Source organism: Mycobacterium sp. UNC410CL29Cvi84, assembly GCF_000686745.1.
Taxonomy (GTDB): Bacteria; Actinomycetota; Actinomycetes; order Mycobacteriales; family Mycobacteriaceae; genus Mycobacterium; species Mycobacterium mucogenicum_B.
Map to the genome: position 1 here is coordinate 158,942 of NZ_JMLM01000009.1, position 16,817 is coordinate 175,758.

The 16,817-nt window shown below is 68.5% G+C and carries 14 protein-coding genes; 13 read left to right on the forward strand and 1 reads right to left on the reverse strand.

What is annotated here, in order from left to right:
• Positions 1-190: 190 nt before the first annotated feature.
• The 11 genes from BR47_RS32105 to BR47_RS0114330 all read left to right on the forward strand — a co-directional run bounded on the left by BR47_RS32105 (position 191) and on the right by BR47_RS0114330 (position 15,248).
• Complete coding sequence (locus tag BR47_RS32105) at positions 191-2,515, forward strand: GGDEF domain-containing protein (RefSeq protein WP_051634795.1); 2,325 nt, start codon at positions 191-193, stop codon at positions 2,513-2,515.
• Between the two features lie 3 nt (positions 2,516-2,518).
• On the forward strand, positions 2,519-6,103 hold the full coding sequence (cobN, locus tag BR47_RS0114285; RefSeq protein WP_029119932.1) for a cobaltochelatase subunit CobN: 3,585 nt from the start codon (positions 2,519-2,521) through the stop codon (positions 6,101-6,103).
• A gap of 52 nt (positions 6,104-6,155) precedes the next feature.
• Positions 6,156-7,073, forward strand: coding sequence for a serine/threonine-protein kinase (locus BR47_RS0114290; protein WP_020103182.1), 918 nt, complete (start codon positions 6,156-6,158; stop codon positions 7,071-7,073).
• A 177-nt stretch (positions 7,074-7,250) separates the two neighbouring features.
• On the forward strand, positions 7,251-8,741 hold the full coding sequence (locus tag BR47_RS0114295; protein WP_020103183.1) for an amino acid permease: 1,491 nt from the start codon (positions 7,251-7,253) through the stop codon (positions 8,739-8,741).
• An 83-nt stretch (positions 8,742-8,824) separates the two neighbouring features.
• Positions 8,825-9,205: a PPOX class F420-dependent oxidoreductase gene (locus tag BR47_RS0114300; protein WP_029119933.1), complete on the forward strand. Its 381-nt coding sequence runs from the start codon at positions 8,825-8,827 to the stop codon at positions 9,203-9,205.
• Complete coding sequence (gene purU, locus BR47_RS0114305) at positions 9,202-10,092, forward strand: formyltetrahydrofolate deformylase (protein ID WP_020103185.1); 891 nt, start codon at positions 9,202-9,204, stop codon at positions 10,090-10,092. The genes BR47_RS0114300 and purU overlap by 4 nt, the downstream gene beginning before the upstream one ends.
• Positions 10,093-10,096: 4 nt before the next feature.
• A complete protein-coding gene (locus BR47_RS0114310) occupies positions 10,097-10,489 on the forward strand; it encodes a PPOX class F420-dependent oxidoreductase (protein ID WP_020103186.1) in 393 nt (130 codons plus the stop codon).
• Positions 10,490-10,523: 34 nt separating this feature from the next.
• Positions 10,524-11,012 (forward strand): FxsA family protein, encoded by a 489-nt coding sequence (locus tag BR47_RS0114315; RefSeq protein WP_029119934.1) that lies wholly within the window; start codon positions 10,524-10,526, stop codon positions 11,010-11,012.
• A gap of 21 nt (positions 11,013-11,033) precedes the next feature.
• Positions 11,034-12,650, forward strand: a complete 1,617-nt coding sequence (locus BR47_RS0114320) for an amidohydrolase (RefSeq protein WP_029119935.1) — start codon at positions 11,034-11,036, stop codon at positions 12,648-12,650.
• Positions 12,643-14,487, forward strand: a complete 1,845-nt coding sequence (gene lnt / locus BR47_RS0114325; protein WP_029119936.1) for an apolipoprotein N-acyltransferase — start codon at positions 12,643-12,645, stop codon at positions 14,485-14,487. The genes BR47_RS0114320 and lnt overlap by 8 nt, the downstream gene beginning before the upstream one ends.
• Positions 14,487-15,248 (forward strand): polyprenol monophosphomannose synthase, encoded by a 762-nt coding sequence (locus BR47_RS0114330; protein WP_020103190.1) that lies wholly within the window; start codon positions 14,487-14,489, stop codon positions 15,246-15,248. The genes lnt and BR47_RS0114330 overlap by 1 nt, the downstream gene beginning before the upstream one ends.
• 52 nt (positions 15,249-15,300) lie before the next feature.
• On the opposite strand, the gene BR47_RS0114335 is transcribed toward BR47_RS0114330, so the two are convergent.
• Positions 15,301-15,636 carry an RNA polymerase-binding protein RbpA gene (locus BR47_RS0114335; protein ID WP_029105623.1) on the reverse strand — a complete coding sequence of 112 codons (336 nt, stop codon included), beginning with the start codon at positions 15,634-15,636 and terminating at the stop codon, positions 15,301-15,303.
• Positions 15,637-15,764: 128 nt separating this feature from the next.
• On the opposite strand from BR47_RS0114335, the gene BR47_RS0114340 reads away from it, so the two are divergent.
• Positions 15,765-16,091, forward strand: a complete 327-nt coding sequence (locus tag BR47_RS0114340) for a hypothetical protein (protein WP_029119937.1) — start codon at positions 15,765-15,767, stop codon at positions 16,089-16,091.
• Positions 16,092-16,123: 32 nt separating this feature from the next.
• Positions 16,124-16,762 (forward strand): hypothetical protein, encoded by a 639-nt coding sequence (locus tag BR47_RS0114345; protein WP_029119938.1) that lies wholly within the window; start codon positions 16,124-16,126, stop codon positions 16,760-16,762.
• Positions 16,763-16,817 lie beyond the last annotated feature (55 nt).

Below are 16,817 nucleotides of genomic sequence, written 5' to 3' on the forward strand. Positions count from 1 at the left end.
CAGCGGTGGGAGACCAACCAGCGCTGACCACAGCGACGTAGATGAGACCGCCGGCGGGCGGGTTGCACAGCAACCCGCCCGCCGTTGCTTTTTCCGCTCCCCGGTTCGGTCTGATCGCGCAGGCCGCGACGTTAGGCTGCTGGCCAAGTGGCCCGTCGCGACAGGGGAGGCGCAGTCCGTGTGGTCGGCGATGGTCAACGGGATTCGGTTCAGCGAGCCCCTCGAGTCCGAGTTCCAGCTGAGCTTCGGTCAGTCGGGCCGCAAGGCCCGCCATGAGATGTGGGCCGTCCTGCTGATCGTGATCACGGCCGGTATCGCCTTTCACCACACCCTGCTGCGGGTGCCGCCCGAGGTGATGCCGCTGGGCCGCTCCCTGCTGCTGGCCGTCATCGTGCCCATGGTGCTGCGCTGGCTCAGCGGTGACCACAGCCCACTGCAGCGGTGGTCGTCGCTCCTCTACATCGCCTCGGTGTACATCGACGTCGCCTGCTTCATGGTGCTGCGCATCGCGTGCATCCGGCATGGTCTGGACGTCGTACCGCTGGCCATGCCCGTGGCGATCCTGATGAGCCTCATCGTCGTGCAGATCCGCTTCGTGCTCCTGGCCCCGGCGATTCTGGCCGGGCTTGCCGGCATCGTCGCGACCGAGCTCTCGGCGTTCGAGCCCACGAGCAACGAACTCTTCGACATCGTCGCCTTGATCGGGATGGTGACCGTGGCGCTCAGCGCTGCCTACGAACTCGAACGGTCGACCCGAACCGGGTGGTTGCGGGCCCGCACGTTGGCCCGCCTCACCCGCACCGACGCGCTGACCGGAGTGCCGAACCGGCGCTACTTCGACGAACAGCTCACGGAGGTGGCGCGGGCCGCACGGCGCACCGGACAGGGCCTGGCCGTGCTGGTGCTCGACGTCGACGACTTCAAGGGCTTCAACGACCGCAACGGTCACCTGGCCGGCGATGACTGCCTGCGCCGCGTCGGCGCCCATCTGGGCGACTCGTTGACCGGTGTGGACGAGTTCTGCGCCCGCCTAGGTGGTGAGGAGTTCGTCGCGGTGTGGTGTGCGGCCGACCCGGCCACGATGGCCACCCGCGCCGAGGAGATCCGGTCCGGAATCGCCGCACTCGCGATCGCTCACGACGCCGACGGGCGCGTCGTCACCGCGTCGGCCGGCCTGGCGCACGACCCGGAACCCGACGCGGCCACCATCAACGCCGTCGAACTGCTCCGCCGCGCGGACTCGGCCCTCTACCGGGCCAAGCGCGACGGCCGCGACCGGCTCGCCATCGCCGACCCGCAGCTGCCCGCCATGGCGAGCCGCGACAGGACCCGCGGCCCCCGGCGCTCGACGGTCCCTGCCGGCGAGCCGCAGCCCGCGCCGACGCGCGATCAGGAAGCAGAGTTCCGGAAGGTGTACGACCGGCAGGGGCGCATCTCGCGGGCCGCGATCATGCTCGGCCTGGACGCCGTCTGCCTCGCGATGCTGTCGTCGTACAAGACCGTGCTGAAGATGCCGCCCGAATCGCAGGCACTCGGCGTGTACACGCTGGTCTACGGGATCATGCCGATGGCGACGCTGGCCGCGCTGACCGCATTGGTGCCGCGGCTCTACCGGTTCTCCGCTCCCACGTATATCGCGGCCGTCGGCGTCATCACCAGTGCCCAGATGTACGAGCGGGTGGTGCAGCTGCCGCAGGGCTACGACGTCGTCCCGTACCTCATGCCCACCGCGGTGCTGCTGAGCCTGTGCGTGGTGAAGATCCGGTTCCGCCTGCTGGCCCCTTCGGTACTGGCGATCCTGCTGTGGGTGTCGGCGCTGGAGCTGTGGGTGTTCCCGTGGACCAGCAACAGATTGCTCACCGTGGGCACCGCCATCTTCATGGTTGCCGTGACCATGCGGTTCTCCTACAAGCTCGAGCGATCGGTGCGGCTGGCGTGGCTCGACGAGCGCAAGCTCGACGAGCTCACCAGAACCGACCCGCTGACCGGATTGGCCAACCGGCGGTCCTTCGACGAGGCGCTCGACGAACTCGACGCGGCGATGGAGACCCGGTATGCGGCGCTGATGGTGCTCGACGTCGACGACTTCAAGGGCTTCAACGACCGGTACGGCCATCCGGCGGGCGACGATGCGCTGCGCGCGATCGGCACGTACCTGCGGCTGGCGACCGTGGACGCGGACGTCGTCGTGGCCCGCGTCGGGGGCGAGGAATTCGCGGCGCTGTGGCGCGGTCCCGACAACAGCGACGGCACCGGCAGGCGGCGGGCCGAAGAACTGCGCAGCGGCATCGCCGGGCTGGGCCCGGTCGCGGGTACGCCCACGACGCTGACCGCCTCGGCCGGATTCGCCGAGATGTCCCGATCGGACTGGGCCGCGGCGGGCAGTTTTGCCCGTGAACTTCTGGCCCGCGCGGACCGCGCGGTCTACGAGGCCAAAGCCGGGGGCCGAAACCAGCTGGTCGAGGCGCCGTCCGACACCGCGGAGCAGCCGGCATCGCCGGTGCGGTACGAATAGTCGGTGCCGACCGTACTGCTGCTCTCGACGTCCGACACCGATCTGATCACCGCCCGCGCCAGCGGCGCCGAGTACCGGTGGGCCAATCCGTCCCGGTTGATCGACGGGGAACTGGCGGACCTCCTGGCGGGTTCGGACCTGGCGATCGTGCGGGTGCTGGGCGGCTATCGCACCTGGCAGGACGACATCGATGCCGTCGTCGCCACCGGTATCCCGACCGTGGTGCTGTCAGGGGAGCAGACGCCCGACGCCGACCTGATGAGTCACTCGACCGTCCCGGCCGGTGTCGCGCTCCAGGCGCACATCTATCTGGCGCAGGGTGGCGTCAGCAACCTGGTGAATCTGCATTCTTTCCTGTCGGACACGGTGCTGATGACCGGGTTCGGCTTCGGCGAGCCCGAATCCGCTCCGAGTTGGGGGCTGCTGGACCGCTCGTCCGACGCCGAAGGACCGACCGTCGCGGTGCTCTACTACCGCGCCCAGCAGCTGGCCGGCAACACCGCCTACATCGACGCGCTGTGCGGCGCCATCGAGCAGGCCGGGGGCCGGCCGCTGCCGATCTTCTGCGCCTCGCTGCGCACCGCCGAGCCCGAGCTCATCGAGCTGCTGGGGACGGCCGACGCCCTGATCACGACGGTGCTGGCGGCCGGCGGCGCGACGCCCGCCCTCGCGAGCGCCGGCGGCGACGACGACAACTGGAACGTCGCGCATCTGGCGGCCCTCGACATCCCGATCCTGCAGGGCCTGTGCCTGACCAGCTCGCGCGCCCAGTGGGACGAGAACGACGACGGCCTGACGCCGCTGGACGTCGCGTCGCAGGTCGCGGTGCCGGAGTTCGACGGCCGCATCATCACCGTGCCGTTCTCGTTCAAGGAGATCGACAGCGAAGGCCTGATCTCGTACGTCGCCGACCCGGAGCGCTGCGAGCGCGTCGCGCGGTTGGCCGTCCGGCATGCCCGCCTCAAGCACATCGAGCCCGCCGACAAGCGTGTCGCGCTGGTGTTCTCGGCGTACCCGACCAAGCACGCCCGCATCGGCAACGCCGTCGGCCTCGACACCCCGGCCAGCGCCGTCGCACTGCTGCGCGCCATGCGCGACGCCGGCTACCGCATCGGCGACGGCGAAGCGCCCGAAGACCTCCCCACGATCGTCGCCTCCGGCGACGGTGACGCCCTGATCCACGCGATGATCGAGAAGGGCGGCCAGGACCCCGACTGGCTCAGCACCGAAGCGCTGGAAGCCAACCCGGTGCGCGTCTCCGCCAAGGACTACCGCGCCTGGTTCGCGACGCTGCCCGCCGAACTCACCGATGCCGTCACCGAACACTGGGGCGAGGCGCCAGGGGACTTGTTCGTCGATCGCTCGCAGGATCCCGATGGCGAGATCGTCATCGCGGCAATGGTTTCCGGCAACATCGTGCTCATCGTCCAGCCGCCCCGCGGCTTCGGTGAGAACCCCGTCGCGATCTACCACGACCCCGACCTGCCGCCGAGCCACCACTACCTGGCCGCCTACCACTGGATCAACAAGCACTTCGGCGCCGACGTGATGATCCACCTGGGCAAGCACGGCAACCTGGAATGGCTGCCCGGCAAGACCCTCGGCATGTCCGCCGCGTGCGGCACCGACGCCGCGCTCGGCGACCTGCCGCTGGTGTACCCGTTCCTGGTCAACGATCCCGGCGAGGGCACGCAGGCCAAGCGCCGCGCGCATGCCGTGTTGGTCGACCATCTGATCCCGCCGATGGCCCGCGCCGAGACCTACGGCGACATCGCCCGTCTGGAACAACTACTTGACGAGCACTCGACCATCTCGGCGCTGGACCCCGGCAAGCTGCCGGCCATCCGCCAGCAGATCTGGACGCTGATGCGCGCCGCCAAGATGGACCACGACCTCGGGCTGGAGGACCGGCCCGACGAGGACGTGTTCGACGACATGCTGCTGCACGTCGACGGCTGGCTGTGCGAGATCAAGGACGTCCAGATCCGCGACGGCCTGCACATCCTGGGCCAGGCGCCCGACGGCGAGGCCGAACTGGACCTGGTGCTGGCCATCCTGCGGGCACGGCAGCTGTTCGGCGGCGAGCAGTCGGTGCCGGGGCTGCGTGAGGCGCTGGGGCTGGCCGAGGACGGCTCTGCCGAGCGCGAGGCCGTCGACGCGGCCGAAGGCCAGGCCCGGGAACTGGTTGCAGCACTGCAGAAGTCGGGCTGGGACGCCGCCGCCGTCGACGGCATCACCGACAACGCGGAGGTCGCCAAGGTGCTGCGGTTCGCGGCGACCGAGGTGGTGCCGCGGCTGCGCGCGACGAACCGCGAGATCGACCAGATCCTGCACGCCCTCGGCGGCGGCTTCATCGCGGCCGGGCCGTCGGGATCGCCGTTGCGCGGGCTGGTCAACGTGCTGCCCACGGGACGCAACTTCTATTCCGTCGACCCCAAGGCGGTCCCGTCGAAGCTGGCGTGGGAAACCGGTGTGGCGATGGCGGATTCGCTGCTGGAGCGCTACCGCACGGACTACGGCCGCTGGCCCGAATCCGTCGGGCTCTCGGTGTGGGGCACCTCGGCCATGCGCACCGCGGGCGACGATATCGCCGAAGTGCTTGCGCTGCTGGGTGTTCGGCCCCTCTGGGACGACGCGTCCCGCCGCGTGGTCGGGCTGGAGCCGATCGCACTGGCCGAGCTGGGCCGCCCGCGCATCGACGTCACAGTCCGCATCTCCGGCTTCTTCCGCGATGCCTTCCCGCACGTGGTGACCATGCTCGACGACGCCGTCCAACTGGTCGCCGGGCTCGACGAGCCGGTCGAGGACAACTACGTCCGCGCCCACTCACAGGTCGACGTCGCCGACCACGGCGACCAGAGACGCGCCACCACAAGGATTTTCGGTTCGAAGCCGGGTACCTACGGTGCCGGCCTGCTGCAGCTCATCGACAGCCGCAACTGGCGCGACGACGCCGACCTGGCCCAGGTGTACACCGCATGGGGCGGCTTCGCGTACGGCCGTGGCCTCGACGGCGCCCCGGCGACCGACGACATGAACCGGGCCTACCGGCGAATCTCGGTGGCGGCCAAGAACACCGACACCCGTGAGCACGACATCGCCGACTCCGACGACTACTTCCAGTACCACGGCGGCATGGTCGCGACCGTGCGCGCGCTGACCGGCAAGGACCCCGCCGCCTACATCGGCGACAACACCCGGCCCGACGCCGTCCGTACCCGCACGCTCTCGGAAGAGACCACGCGCGTGTTCCGGGCCCGCGTGGTCAACCCGCGCTGGATGACCGCCATGCGCCGGCACGGCTACAAGGGCGCCTTCGAGATGGCGGCCACCGTCGACTACCTCTTCGGGTACGACGCCACCGCGGGCGTCATGGCCGACTGGATGTACGAGCAGCTGACGCAGAGCTACGTCCTGGACCCCGAGAACCGTAAGTTCATGAGTGAGTCCAACCCGTGGGCGTTGCACGGCATGGCCGAGCGGCTGTTGGAGGCGGCGGGCCGCGGCATGTGGGCCGAACCGGATTCCCAGACCCTCGACGGGCTCAAGCAGGTGCTGCTGGAGACCGAGGGGGAGTTGGAGGGGTAGCGGCACGCTCCTTGGCCGGGAGAAATCCGAAGGCCGCAGTTATCCTGGCTCGGTGTTCGAGATCGGTGCGGTGGTCGCCGGTTACGTCATCGAAAGCCGCCTCGGCCGCGGCAGCAGCGCTGACGTGTACAGGGCTCGCCGGCCCGCGGAATCGATTCCGGTCGCGCTGAAGGTATTTCACAACCGGGATGCCGATGATCGGGTGGCCTGGCGGCTGGAGCGGGAGTTCAGCATCGCCTCCCGACTGAGGCACCCGCACATTGTGGCGATGTACGAGCACGGAGAGCTGCGGGCCGACGGCGGCGGGGCAGGCGAAGCTGGTGCGCAACCCACCAGGCTGTGGCTGTCCATGCAGTACGTCGACGGCCCCGAGTCGACGGTGTTGATACCCGGACCGGACCAGGAGCCCGATGTCGATGCGGTCGTTCGGGTGTCGACGCAGATCGGCTCGGCCCTGGACTATGCGCATCAGATGGACGTGATACATCGGGATGTCAAGCCCGCCAACATCTTACTGAGCTCCGATCAGCGCTCGGCGTTCCTGACCGATTTCGGCATCGCGCAGTTGTTGGACGATGCGAAACCCCTGGCCCGCAATGGCCGGGTCCGCGGGTCGATTGCCTACGCGGCGCCGGAACTCCTTACCGCGCAACAGCTGTTGCCGCAAACGGATGGCTACGCGTTGGCCTGCACCATGTTCGAGTGGCTGACCGGCCTGCCGCCGTATCCGCGCCCCACCACGTTCGCCATCACTTATGCCCATCTACACGACGAGGTGCCGACGCTCACCTCACGCCGCTCCTGGCTGCCCACTGCGCTGAATTCGGTGTTCGCGAAGGCGCTCGCGAAAGATCCGTCTGCGCGCTATGACTCATGCACCGAGTTCGTCACCATCGTCGCGAAGATCATGCGGGATGTCCCGGCGCCGCAGAGCCGCCGCCGACGATGGCCGGCATGGTCGCGCCGCTGAAATTTATGGTTCACGCAGTGTTTACCGTCTGAGCCGACGCGTGCGCGACATCCGACTTAGTGTTTTGGTGTGGGGCCGAACACAGGAGTCTGAGGCGGTATCGGACCGATCTCCCGTGTGGACGACATCGATGTGACCCCATGACAACTGGGCCCATCCGACGCCGACGGGAACCGAATGACCACTGAATCAACGACTTACGACAATTCGGCGCTTGCGCACGAAGACGAGGGATACCACAAGGCCCTCAAGCCGCGTCAGATCCAGATGATCGCCATCGGCGGCGCCATCGGCACCGGCTTGTTCATGGGCGCGGGCAGCCGCCTGCACTCGGCCGGCCCGGGCCTGTTCCTGGTGTATGCCTTTTGCGGTGTTTTCGTCTTCTTCATCCTGCGGGCCCTCGGCGAGCTGGTGCTGCACCGGCCCTCCTCTGGTTCATTCGTGTCATACGCGCGCGAATTCTTCGGTGAGAAAACAGCTTTCGTCACCGGTTGGCTCTACTTCTTCAACTGGGCAGCCACCGCGATTGTCGATGTCACCGCGGTCGCGCTCTATATGCACTACTGGGGCATGTTCAAGGCGATACCGCAGTGGTTGATCGCACTCATCGCGCTGGGGATCGTGGTGACCCTGAACATGATCTCGGTGAAGCTGTTCGGTGAAATGGAATTCTGGGCCTCGATCATCAAGGTCGCCGCGCTGGTCACGTTCCTGGTGGTCGGTATCGTTTTCCTCGGCGGTCGCTTCGAAATATCCGGCCAGACAACCGGATTCGGCGTGATTGCCGATAGTGGCGGACTCTTCCCGACCGGCCTGTTCTCGTTGGTGATCGTCACGTCCGGCGTCATCTTCGCTTACGCCGCAGTCGAACTCGTCGGCATCGCCGCCGGGGAGACCGCAGAGCCCGCCAAGGTGATGCCGCGGGCGATCAACTCGGTGGTCGCCCGTATCGGAATCTTCTATGTCGGCTCGTTGGTGGTGTTGGCGCTGCTGTTGCCCTACACGGCGTACCACAAGGGCGAAAGTCCTTTCGTGACATTCTTTTCCAAGATCGGCGTTCCCGCGGCCGGTGGCATCATGAACATGGTGGTGCTCACCGCCGCGATGTCCAGCCTCAACGCAGGCCTGTACTCGACCGGCCGCGTGCTGCGCTCGATGGCGATGAATGGCAGCGGCCCCGGGTTCACCGCGAAGATGAACCGCAACGGCGTGCCGTTCGGCGGGATCGCGCTGACTGCCGCGCTCACCCTGCTGGGCGTCATCCTCAACCTGTTCGTACCCGAGGATGCGTTCAACATCGCCCTCGACCTGTCGGCGCTGGGCATCATCTTCACCTGGGGCATGATCGTCGCCTGCCAGATTCAGCTGTACCGCTGGGAGGCCAAGGGCATTCTGCAGCGGCCCAGCTTCCGGTTGCCCGGTACGCCGTACACCAGCTACGCGACGCTGCTGTTCCTCGTCGCGGTCACCGCGCTGATGTGTTACGAGAACTACTGGAACCTGATCGCCATCATCCTGCTGGTCCCGTTACTGATCGGCGGCTGGTACGCGGTGCGGGGCAACGTCCTGGCGATCGCGGCCAAGCGTGTCGGATACACCGGCGAGTACCCGGTGATCCCACAGCCGCCGATCCCCACCGCGCCGCACCTGCCGCACGACAAGACGTAGCGCTCGTGGGCGTTGTGCGCGCACCTGCTCCGGTGGGCGTGCACAGCGTTCACGCTCGTCGCCCACGCACTAACCTGATGGCCATGGCCCTCACCTTCGCCGATGTCGCCACCGCGAACTACATCCTGCTGACCACCTTCACCAAGGACGGCCGGCCCAAGCCCACTGCGGTCTGGGCCGTCCCCGACGGTGACCGGCTGCTGGTCATCTCCGAGGCCAAGGCCTGGAAGGTCAAGCGCATCCGGAACACCCCGCGCGTGACGGTCGCCAAGTGCGACATGCGCGGCAACCCGAAGAGCGAGGCCGTCGAGGCCACGGCAGCCATCCTGGACAAGTCGCAGCTGGGCAACGTCTACGACGGCATCGGCAAGCGCTACGGCTTGATCGGCAAGGCCTTCAATTTGTTCTCCAAGCTGCGCGGCGGCATGGAGAACAACGTCGCGCTGGAGCTGCGGGCCGCGTGAGTCAATTCCCTGCCGGCGCGCCAAAGCTGCCGCGCCACAAGGACATCGGACGGCTGCTGCTGAACTGCCCGGACCGTCGCGGCGTCATCGCCGCGGTGTCGACGTTCCTCACCAAATCGGGCGCCAACATCATCTCGCTGGACCAGCACTCGACGGCTCCGGAGGACGGCGTCTTCCTGCAGCGCACCGTCTTCCACCTGCCCGGGCTGGCCGCCGCCCAGCCCGATCTGGAGCGCGAATTCCAGGCAGTGGCAGACGAATTCGACATGGACTACCGGTTCACCGACGCGTCCAAACCCAAGCGCGTGGCGATCATGGCGTCGACCGCCGACCACTGCCTGCTCGATCTGCTGTGGCGCAACCGCCGTGGCGAACTCGACATGACCGTCGTGATGGTGATCTCCAATCACGCCGACCTAGCCGAGCAGGTCCGGGCGTTCGGGGTGCCGTTCGTGCACATCCCGGCCAGCCGCGACATCCGGGAGCAGGCTGAACAGCGTCAGCTGGAGCTGCTCAAGGGCAACGTCGACCTGGTGGTGCTGGCCCGGTACATGCAGATCATCACTCCCGGGTTCCTCGAGGCCATCGGGTGTCCGCTGATCAACATCCACCACTCGTTCCTGCCGGCCTTCGTCGGCGCCACGCCGTACCGGCGAGCCAAGGAGCGTGGCGTGAAGCTCGTCGGCGCCACCGCGCACTACGTGACCGAGGACCTCGACGAGGGCCCGATCATCGAGCAGGACGTCGTGCGTGTCGACCACACCCACAGCGTCGAGGAATTGGTGCGGCTCGGCGCCGATGTGGAGCGGGCGGTGCTGTCTCGCGCCGTCCTGTGGCACTGCCAGGACCGCATCCTGCGCCACGGCAACGAAACCGTGGTCTTCTAGAGACATGGCTCCGAAGTTCGAAGACGTGTACCGCGAGAAGTATTTGCTGCTGACCACCTTCACGAAGGACGGCCGGCCCAAGCCGACACCGGTCTGGGGCGTGCCGCACGAGGGCAAGCTGCTGATCAGCACCGACGACGGCTCGTGGAAGACCAAGCGGATCAAGAACACGCCGCGCGTGACCATCCAGAAGTGCGGCGCGCTGGGGAAGGTCAAAGGCGAACCGGTCGAGGCCATCGCCCGCAACCTGCCGAAGTCCGAGACCAAACGCGTCTTCGACATGGTGACCAGGCGCTACTGGTGGCACGCCTGGTGGTGGATCCCGCAGGCGATCATCCGCGGCGGTGTCGAGAAGGTGCACGCGGCCATCGAGGTCGAGCCGCTTCCCGGCGGCTAGGAACCAATTCCGGCGTTCCGGCGTTGTCCAGGGCATGGCGATGCGACTGTTTCTGGTTTATGCCTTGGTCGAGGTCGCGGTGCTGGCAGCCCTGGCCTCGACCATCGGTGTGGCTTGGACATTACTGGCGCTGTTGGCCACCTTTGCCGCCGGTCTGGCCATCGCCGGCACGCAGATCACCCGGCATTTCAGCAGGTTGTCCGAGGCGCTGAGCGCCCGATCGGCCGACCCGACACTGGCCACCGACAGTCTGTTGGTGGCTCTCGGCACGGTGCTGGTCGTCGTTCCCGGGCTGGCCAGCTCGGTGCTCGGGGCGCTCATGCTGGTGCCGTTCACCCGGCGCGCGGTGCGGCCGGCGGCGAACGCCCTGTTCGGCCGTCGGCTCACCCCGATGGACTTCCCGACCCAGGTGATCTACATCAACCACGATGAGCGCTACCGCGGTCGCGGCGAGTACATCGACGGCGAAGTGATCGAGGTCATCGACAGCTCACCGGTCGCTGTGCACCGGCACGCCGGCTGAACGGACTAACCTGTCACCTTCGTGACCACCTTTGCGACGACGCTGCTGCTGGGCGGTCGTATTCACAGCCCCGCGGCGCCCGACGCCACTGCCATCGCGATCCGTGACGGAGTGGTGGCGTGGCTCGGATCCGACGACATCGGCCGGGCACTGCATCCAGACGCCACCATCGTCGATCTCGAGGGCGCATTCGTGGCGCCTGCGTTCGTCGACAGCCACGTGCACCTGACCGCCACGGGGCTCACCGTGGTCGGGCTCGACCTGCGCACCGCGACGTCGTTGCCGCACCTGCTGACCCTGCTGGCCGAACACGCCGCGCAGCACCCGGACGGCGTCGTCTGGGGCCACGGCTGGGATGAATCCGGCTGGCCCGACCGCCTCGTCCCGACCACCGCGGACCTCGACGGCGTGCTCGGCGGTCGGCCTGCCTACCTGGCCCGGGTCGATGTGCACTCGGCCGTCGCGACGACGGGACTGCGGCAGCTGGTGCCCGGCCTTGCCGACGCCGCGGGCTTCTCCGCGCAGGGACCGCTGACCGCCGACGCCCACCACCGCGTGCGCGCCGCGGCCCGCAACCTGCTCAGCGCAGCGCAACGCCGCGACGCCCAGCGCGCCGCGCTCGACCTGGCCGCCCGCAACGGCATCGTCGCGGTCCACGAGTGCGCGGGCCCCGAGATCGGCGGCCTCGACGACTGGACCGACCTGCGCGCCACCGAACACGGCGTCGACATCGTCGGCTACTGGGGCGAGGCCGTCGCCGACGCGGCCGCGGCCCGCGACCTGATGGCCCGGACCGGGGCCCAGGGTCTGGCGGGTGACCTCTTCATCGATGGCGCGCTCGGCTCGCGCACCGCCTGGCTGCAGCAGCCCTACACCGATGCGCCCGAGTGCTGTGGCAACACCTACCTGGACACCGACGCCGTCACCGCACATCTGCTGGCCTGCACCGAGGCCGGTATCACCGCGGGCTTCCACGTCATCGGCGACGCCGCGGTCGCCACCGTCGTCGAAGCCCTCGACCGGACCGTGGCCGCGTTCGGGGCACCCGCGGTGGCGCGCTGTGGTCACCGGCTGGAGCACCTCGAGATGGTGGACGCGGAGCAGGCGCGCAAGCTCGGCTCCTGGGGCGTCGTCGCCAGCATGCAGCCCAATTTCGACGCGCTGTGGGGCGGCGCCGACGGCATGTACGCCCAGCGTCTCGGTGTCGATCGAGCGCAGGGTTTGAACCCGTTTGCGCTGTTAGCATCGCAAGGCGTGCCCCTCGCCTTCGGTTCGGACAGTCCTGTCACCAGCATCAATCCGTGGGAATCAGTGCGCGCGGCCATCAGTCACCGGACAGCGGGCAGTGCCATCTCGGCGCGCTCGGCGTTCCTGGCGGCCAGCCGCGGCGCCTGGCGGGCCGGCGGCGTCCGTGACGGGATGACCGGGACGCTGGTGCCCGGTGCCGTCGCGTCGTACGCCGTGTGGCAGGTGCCCGGCGGCGCCGACGCCCTCGACGTCACCGCACCGGCCGACGCCGTGCAGCGCTGGTCGACCGATCCGCGGTCGCGCGTACCGGCGCTGCCACCACTCGGTCCCGACGACGAGCTGCCGACCTGCCTGCAGACCGTGCACCGCGGTGAGCTGATCCATGGCTGAGCGCACCGAAGGCACCGAAGACACGGCAGACACCGAAGACACCCAAGACACCCAAGACACTGAACACACCGAGGCGCCCCCGGAAGCCGAGGTGAAGCCGGAAACCGAGGCAGAGCCGGAGACACCCGCAGAACCGGAGCAGCCGCAAGGCCCGGGCCGCGGCGCGCGGATCATCACCGGCCTGAGGCAGTTCTTCGAGCCGCGACTGGTCCGGCTGGCCGCGGCCGTCGTGGCCGGTCTGCTGCTGTGCGCGAGCTTCCCGCCGTTCGACCTCTGGTACCTGTCGTTCGTCGCACTGGCGCTGCTGGCCTGGGTGCTGATCGACGAACGCACCACGCCCGCAGGTGGTTTCGGCTACGGCATGCTGGGCGGCCTGGCGTTCTACACGCTGCTGCTGCCGTGGATCAGCAATTTCGTCGGCCCGGCGCCATGGCTGATGCTGTCGGCGCTGGAGGCGTTCTTCACGGGTGTGTTCGGCCTGACCGCCGTCCTCGTGCGGCGGCTACCGGCGTGGCCACTGTGGTTCGCCGCGCTGTGGGTGGCGGCCGAATGGCTCAAGTCGACGGTGCCGTTCGGCGGCTTCCCGTGGGGTGTCGTGGCCTTCAGCCAGACCGACAGCCCGCTGCTGCCGCTCGCGCAGCTCGGCGGTGCGCCGCTGGTGTCGTTCGCGGTGGCGCTCATCGGTTTCAGCGCGACGGCCATCGTGCTCGAGGCGGTCCGGCACTGGCGTCACGACCACCGCACCGGCGCCGCGGCACCGCCGGAAGTCTTCATCCCGGGCATCTGCATCGCGGTGGTCCTGCTGCTCACCGTGCTGGCCTGGCCGCACGTCCGCAAGGCCGGAGCCGGTGCGGGTGACGACCCCGCGATCAACGTCGCCGCCATCCAGGGCAATGTGCCGCGTCTCGGCCTGGACTTCAACGCCCAGCGCCGCGCGGTACTCGACAACCACGTGCGCGAGACCAAGCAGCTGGCCGAGGACGTCCGCGCCGGCCGTGCACCGCAGCCGACGGTGGTGATCTGGCCGGAGAACTCGTCGGACATCGACCCGCTTGTCAACGCCGACGCCGCGGAACTGATCTCGGCCGCGTCGGCGGCGATCCACGCGCCGATCCTGGTGGGCACCGTGCTGGCGGCGCCGGAGTACACACCGGAGCACCCGGTGACCACCAACTCGGTGATCGTGTGGAACGGGACCGACGGGCCGGGGGATCGCCACGACAAGGCCATCGTCCAGCCGTTCGGCGAGTACCTGCCCTGGCGCAGCTTCTTCCGGCTGCTGTCGTCGTACGCCGATCGGGCCGGCTACTTCGTGCCGGGCAACGGCAACGGCGTCGTCACCGCCGCGGGCGTGCCGATCGGGGTGACGACCTGCTGGGAGGTCATCTTCGACCGTGCCGCCCGGCAGTCCGTCCTCAATGGCGCGCAGTTGCTGGCAGTGCCCGCGAACAACGCGACGTTCGACGAACCGATGAGCGTGCAGCAGCTGGCGTTCGCCCGGCTGCGCGCCGTCGAACACGACCGGTACGTCGTCGTCGCGGGTACCACCGGCATCAGTGCGGTGGTCGCTCCGAACGGCCAGGTCCTCGAGCGCACCGAGTTCTTCCAGCCCGGTTACCTCGACCGTCAGGTGCGGTTGAAGACCGATCTGACGCTCGCCACGAGATGGGGCCCGGTCATCAATGGCGTGCTCATCGCAGTCGGCGTTTCGGCTCTTCTTGCAGCCATGCTGCACAATAGGAACCTCGTGCGCCGCCGCGAGGCGGCCGCGGCAGATCAGGACGGCAGCCCGGCTGCGCCTGACACCGATACCGACACCGAGAGCGAACAGGGGTAATGACCATGGGCGACGACCGTCCGAGTCAGCGCACGCTGGTCATCATTCCGACCTACAACGAGCGCGAGAACCTGCCGTTGATCGTCGGCCGGGTGCATGCCGCCCGCCCGGACGTCCACGTGCTCGTCGTCGACGACGACAGCCCCGACGGCACCGGTCAGCTGGCCGATGAGCTGGCGCTGGCCGATCCCGACCGCGTGCACGTCATGCACCGCGCGGGCAAGGGCGGTCTGGGCGCCGCGTACCTCGCCGGATTCGCGTGGGGCCTGGGCCGCGGTTACAGCGTGCTGGTCGAGATGGACGCCGACGGCAGCCACGCGCCCGAGGAGCTCTACCGCCTGCTGGACGCCGTCGACGCCGGCGCCGACCTGGCCATCGGCTCGCGCTACGTCCCGGGCGGTGCCATCCGTAACTGGCCGCATCGCCGGCTCGTCCTGTCGCGCACCGCGAACACCTATGCCCGGGTGCTGCTGGGCGTCAAGATTCACGACATCACGGCCGGATACCGCGCCTACCGGCACGACGTGCTGGAGAAGATCGGCCTCGACGACGTCGATTCGAAGGGCTACTGCTTCCAGATCGACCTGACGTGGCGCGCCATCAACGCGGGCTTCACCGTCGTCGAGGTGCCCATCACGTTCACCGAGCGCGAACTGGGTGTGTCGAAGATGAGCGGGTCGAACATCCGCGAGGCCATGTCGCAGGTGGCGAAGTGGGGCATCCGCGGCCGGCTGGACCGTGCCCGCGGCGTCGTCCGCTAGTCACGCAGACCAAAAAGCCCCGCCTCGCGGCGGGGCTTTTTTGTTGGCGCGATCAGCCGCGGCGGCGGGTCTTGATCAGCTCCAGGCGCTCCTTGAGCAGCTCTTCGAGCTCCTCGATGGAACGACGCTCGAGCAGCATGTCCCAGTGGGTACGCGGCGGCTTGACCTTCTTGGGCTCGGGAACGTCACCCTCGAGCAGGGTGCCTTCCATGCCGTTCTTGCACGCCCAGGTGCCGGGGATCTCCGCATCGTCGGCGAACGGAACTTCGAATTCCTCGCCGTTGTCGGTGCGGTAGCGGGCCACCTGCCGCGGCGCCAGGTCATGGTTACGGTCGGTCTCGTAGCTCACAGCTCCGAGGCGACTGCCTCGCAGGACACGATCAGCCATCGAAAATCACTCCCTTGGTATAGCGACAGGGAATCAACGCAGGCCAGCGCCGTGAAGTTCCCGACTCGATTGTCCATGATACCGGGGTTCGGCCGCCCGCCGGATACAGTCACGATCGTGAGGCGGACATGAAGCGCTCGAAGGCGCAGCCGTGCCGGTGGTGTGGCCGGGAGGTGGCCGACGCGGGCATGGGCCGTCGTCGCCAGTACTGCCGTCAGTCGTGCCGGCAGCGGGCCTACGAGCAGCGGGCGATGGTCAAGGGAACCAACCTGGCCGAGGACTCGGTGGTGCTCAGCGCGGAGGAAGCGGCGGCGCTCTCCGACCGCGTTTATCAGGTACGGTGTGCGGCCGAGGACGTCGCGACCGCAGTTGCCGAAGGCGCCGGACCCACTGAATTGAAAGAACTGTGCGAAGTGCTGCTGCAGGCCGCCAAAGACGCCGACGGTTGGCGCTGACGGCTCGCGCGGCGGCGGGAAAGAAATAGTGCATGACTGACGACCGTCGGCGGATTCACAAGCCGACCAAGTTCCTGGGCCGCGGCTTCGAGGCGTTCCACGACGTCGAGGATCCCGTCCAGGACAGTCGCGTCGCCCACGAGACCGCGGCGGCGCTGCTGGAACGTGTCCGCAGCTATCCGGACCCCGACGTGGTCTCCCGGCTGGTGGCGTACACCGACGAGCACGGCATCGAGACCATCGCCGAGTTGTGGGCGGGTGCCGGGGCGCGCAGTCTGCCCGGTGCGCTGTGGCGCGTCTATCTGCTGCGGCTGTCGATCCGCACGGACCCCTATTCGGCCAGCCTGATGTTCGGCCGCGGCACCGAGGTACTGCATTCGATCGACCCCGTGGTCGCCGGTGCGGAGACGCCCGTCGGGCCGACCGAGATCCGTGAGCTCGCCGACCGGATTCTGCGCGGCGTCTTCGAGGGCGATTTCGCCGTCGCGCTGGAGCGCGCGGCGGCGTACTGCCGCGTGAGTGCGGCCGGTTGCACGAGCCTGGCCGAGGACGCGACGACGACGGCGCCGGAGCGCGCCGCGGAACTCACCGACCGTGCGGTGACGTTCACCCGGATCGCCAACGAGCTGCATGCCGCAGCCGGGCTGTGGCGCACCGATTCGCTCGATTGACGCTGGCGCCGAGAATGTCGGCGAAAGGCGGCGGAGAAGTTAAAGCCAGACCGCA

Bases quoted from the DNA above. Each gene is read 5' to 3' on its own strand.
- BR47_RS32105 (WP_051634795.1), top strand. From the start codon at position 191: ATGGTCAACGGGATTCGGTTCAGCGAGCCCCTCGAGTCCGAGTTCCAG.
- BR47_RS0114295 (WP_020103183.1), top strand. From the start codon at position 7,251: ATGACCACTGAATCAACGACTTACGACAATTCGGCGCTTGCGCACGAA.
- BR47_RS0114300 (WP_029119933.1), top strand. From the start codon at position 8,825: ATGGCCCTCACCTTCGCCGATGTCGCCACCGCGAACTACATCCTGCTG.
- BR47_RS0114345 (WP_029119938.1), top strand. From the start codon at position 16,124: ATGACTGACGACCGTCGGCGGATTCACAAGCCGACCAAGTTCCTGGGC.
- lnt (WP_029119936.1), top strand. From the start codon at position 12,643: ATGGCTGAGCGCACCGAAGGCACCGAAGACACGGCAGACACCGAAGAC.
- BR47_RS0114315 (WP_029119934.1), top strand. From the start codon at position 10,524: ATGGCGATGCGACTGTTTCTGGTTTATGCCTTGGTCGAGGTCGCGGTG.
- BR47_RS0114340 (WP_029119937.1), top strand. From the start codon at position 15,765: ATGAAGCGCTCGAAGGCGCAGCCGTGCCGGTGGTGTGGCCGGGAGGTG.
- BR47_RS0114310 (WP_020103186.1), top strand. From the start codon at position 10,097: ATGGCTCCGAAGTTCGAAGACGTGTACCGCGAGAAGTATTTGCTGCTG.
- BR47_RS0114330 (WP_020103190.1), top strand. From the start codon at position 14,487: ATGACCATGGGCGACGACCGTCCGAGTCAGCGCACGCTGGTCATCATT.
- BR47_RS0114335 (WP_029105623.1), bottom strand. From the start codon at position 15,636: ATGGCTGATCGTGTCCTGCGAGGCAGTCGCCTCGGAGCTGTGAGCTAC.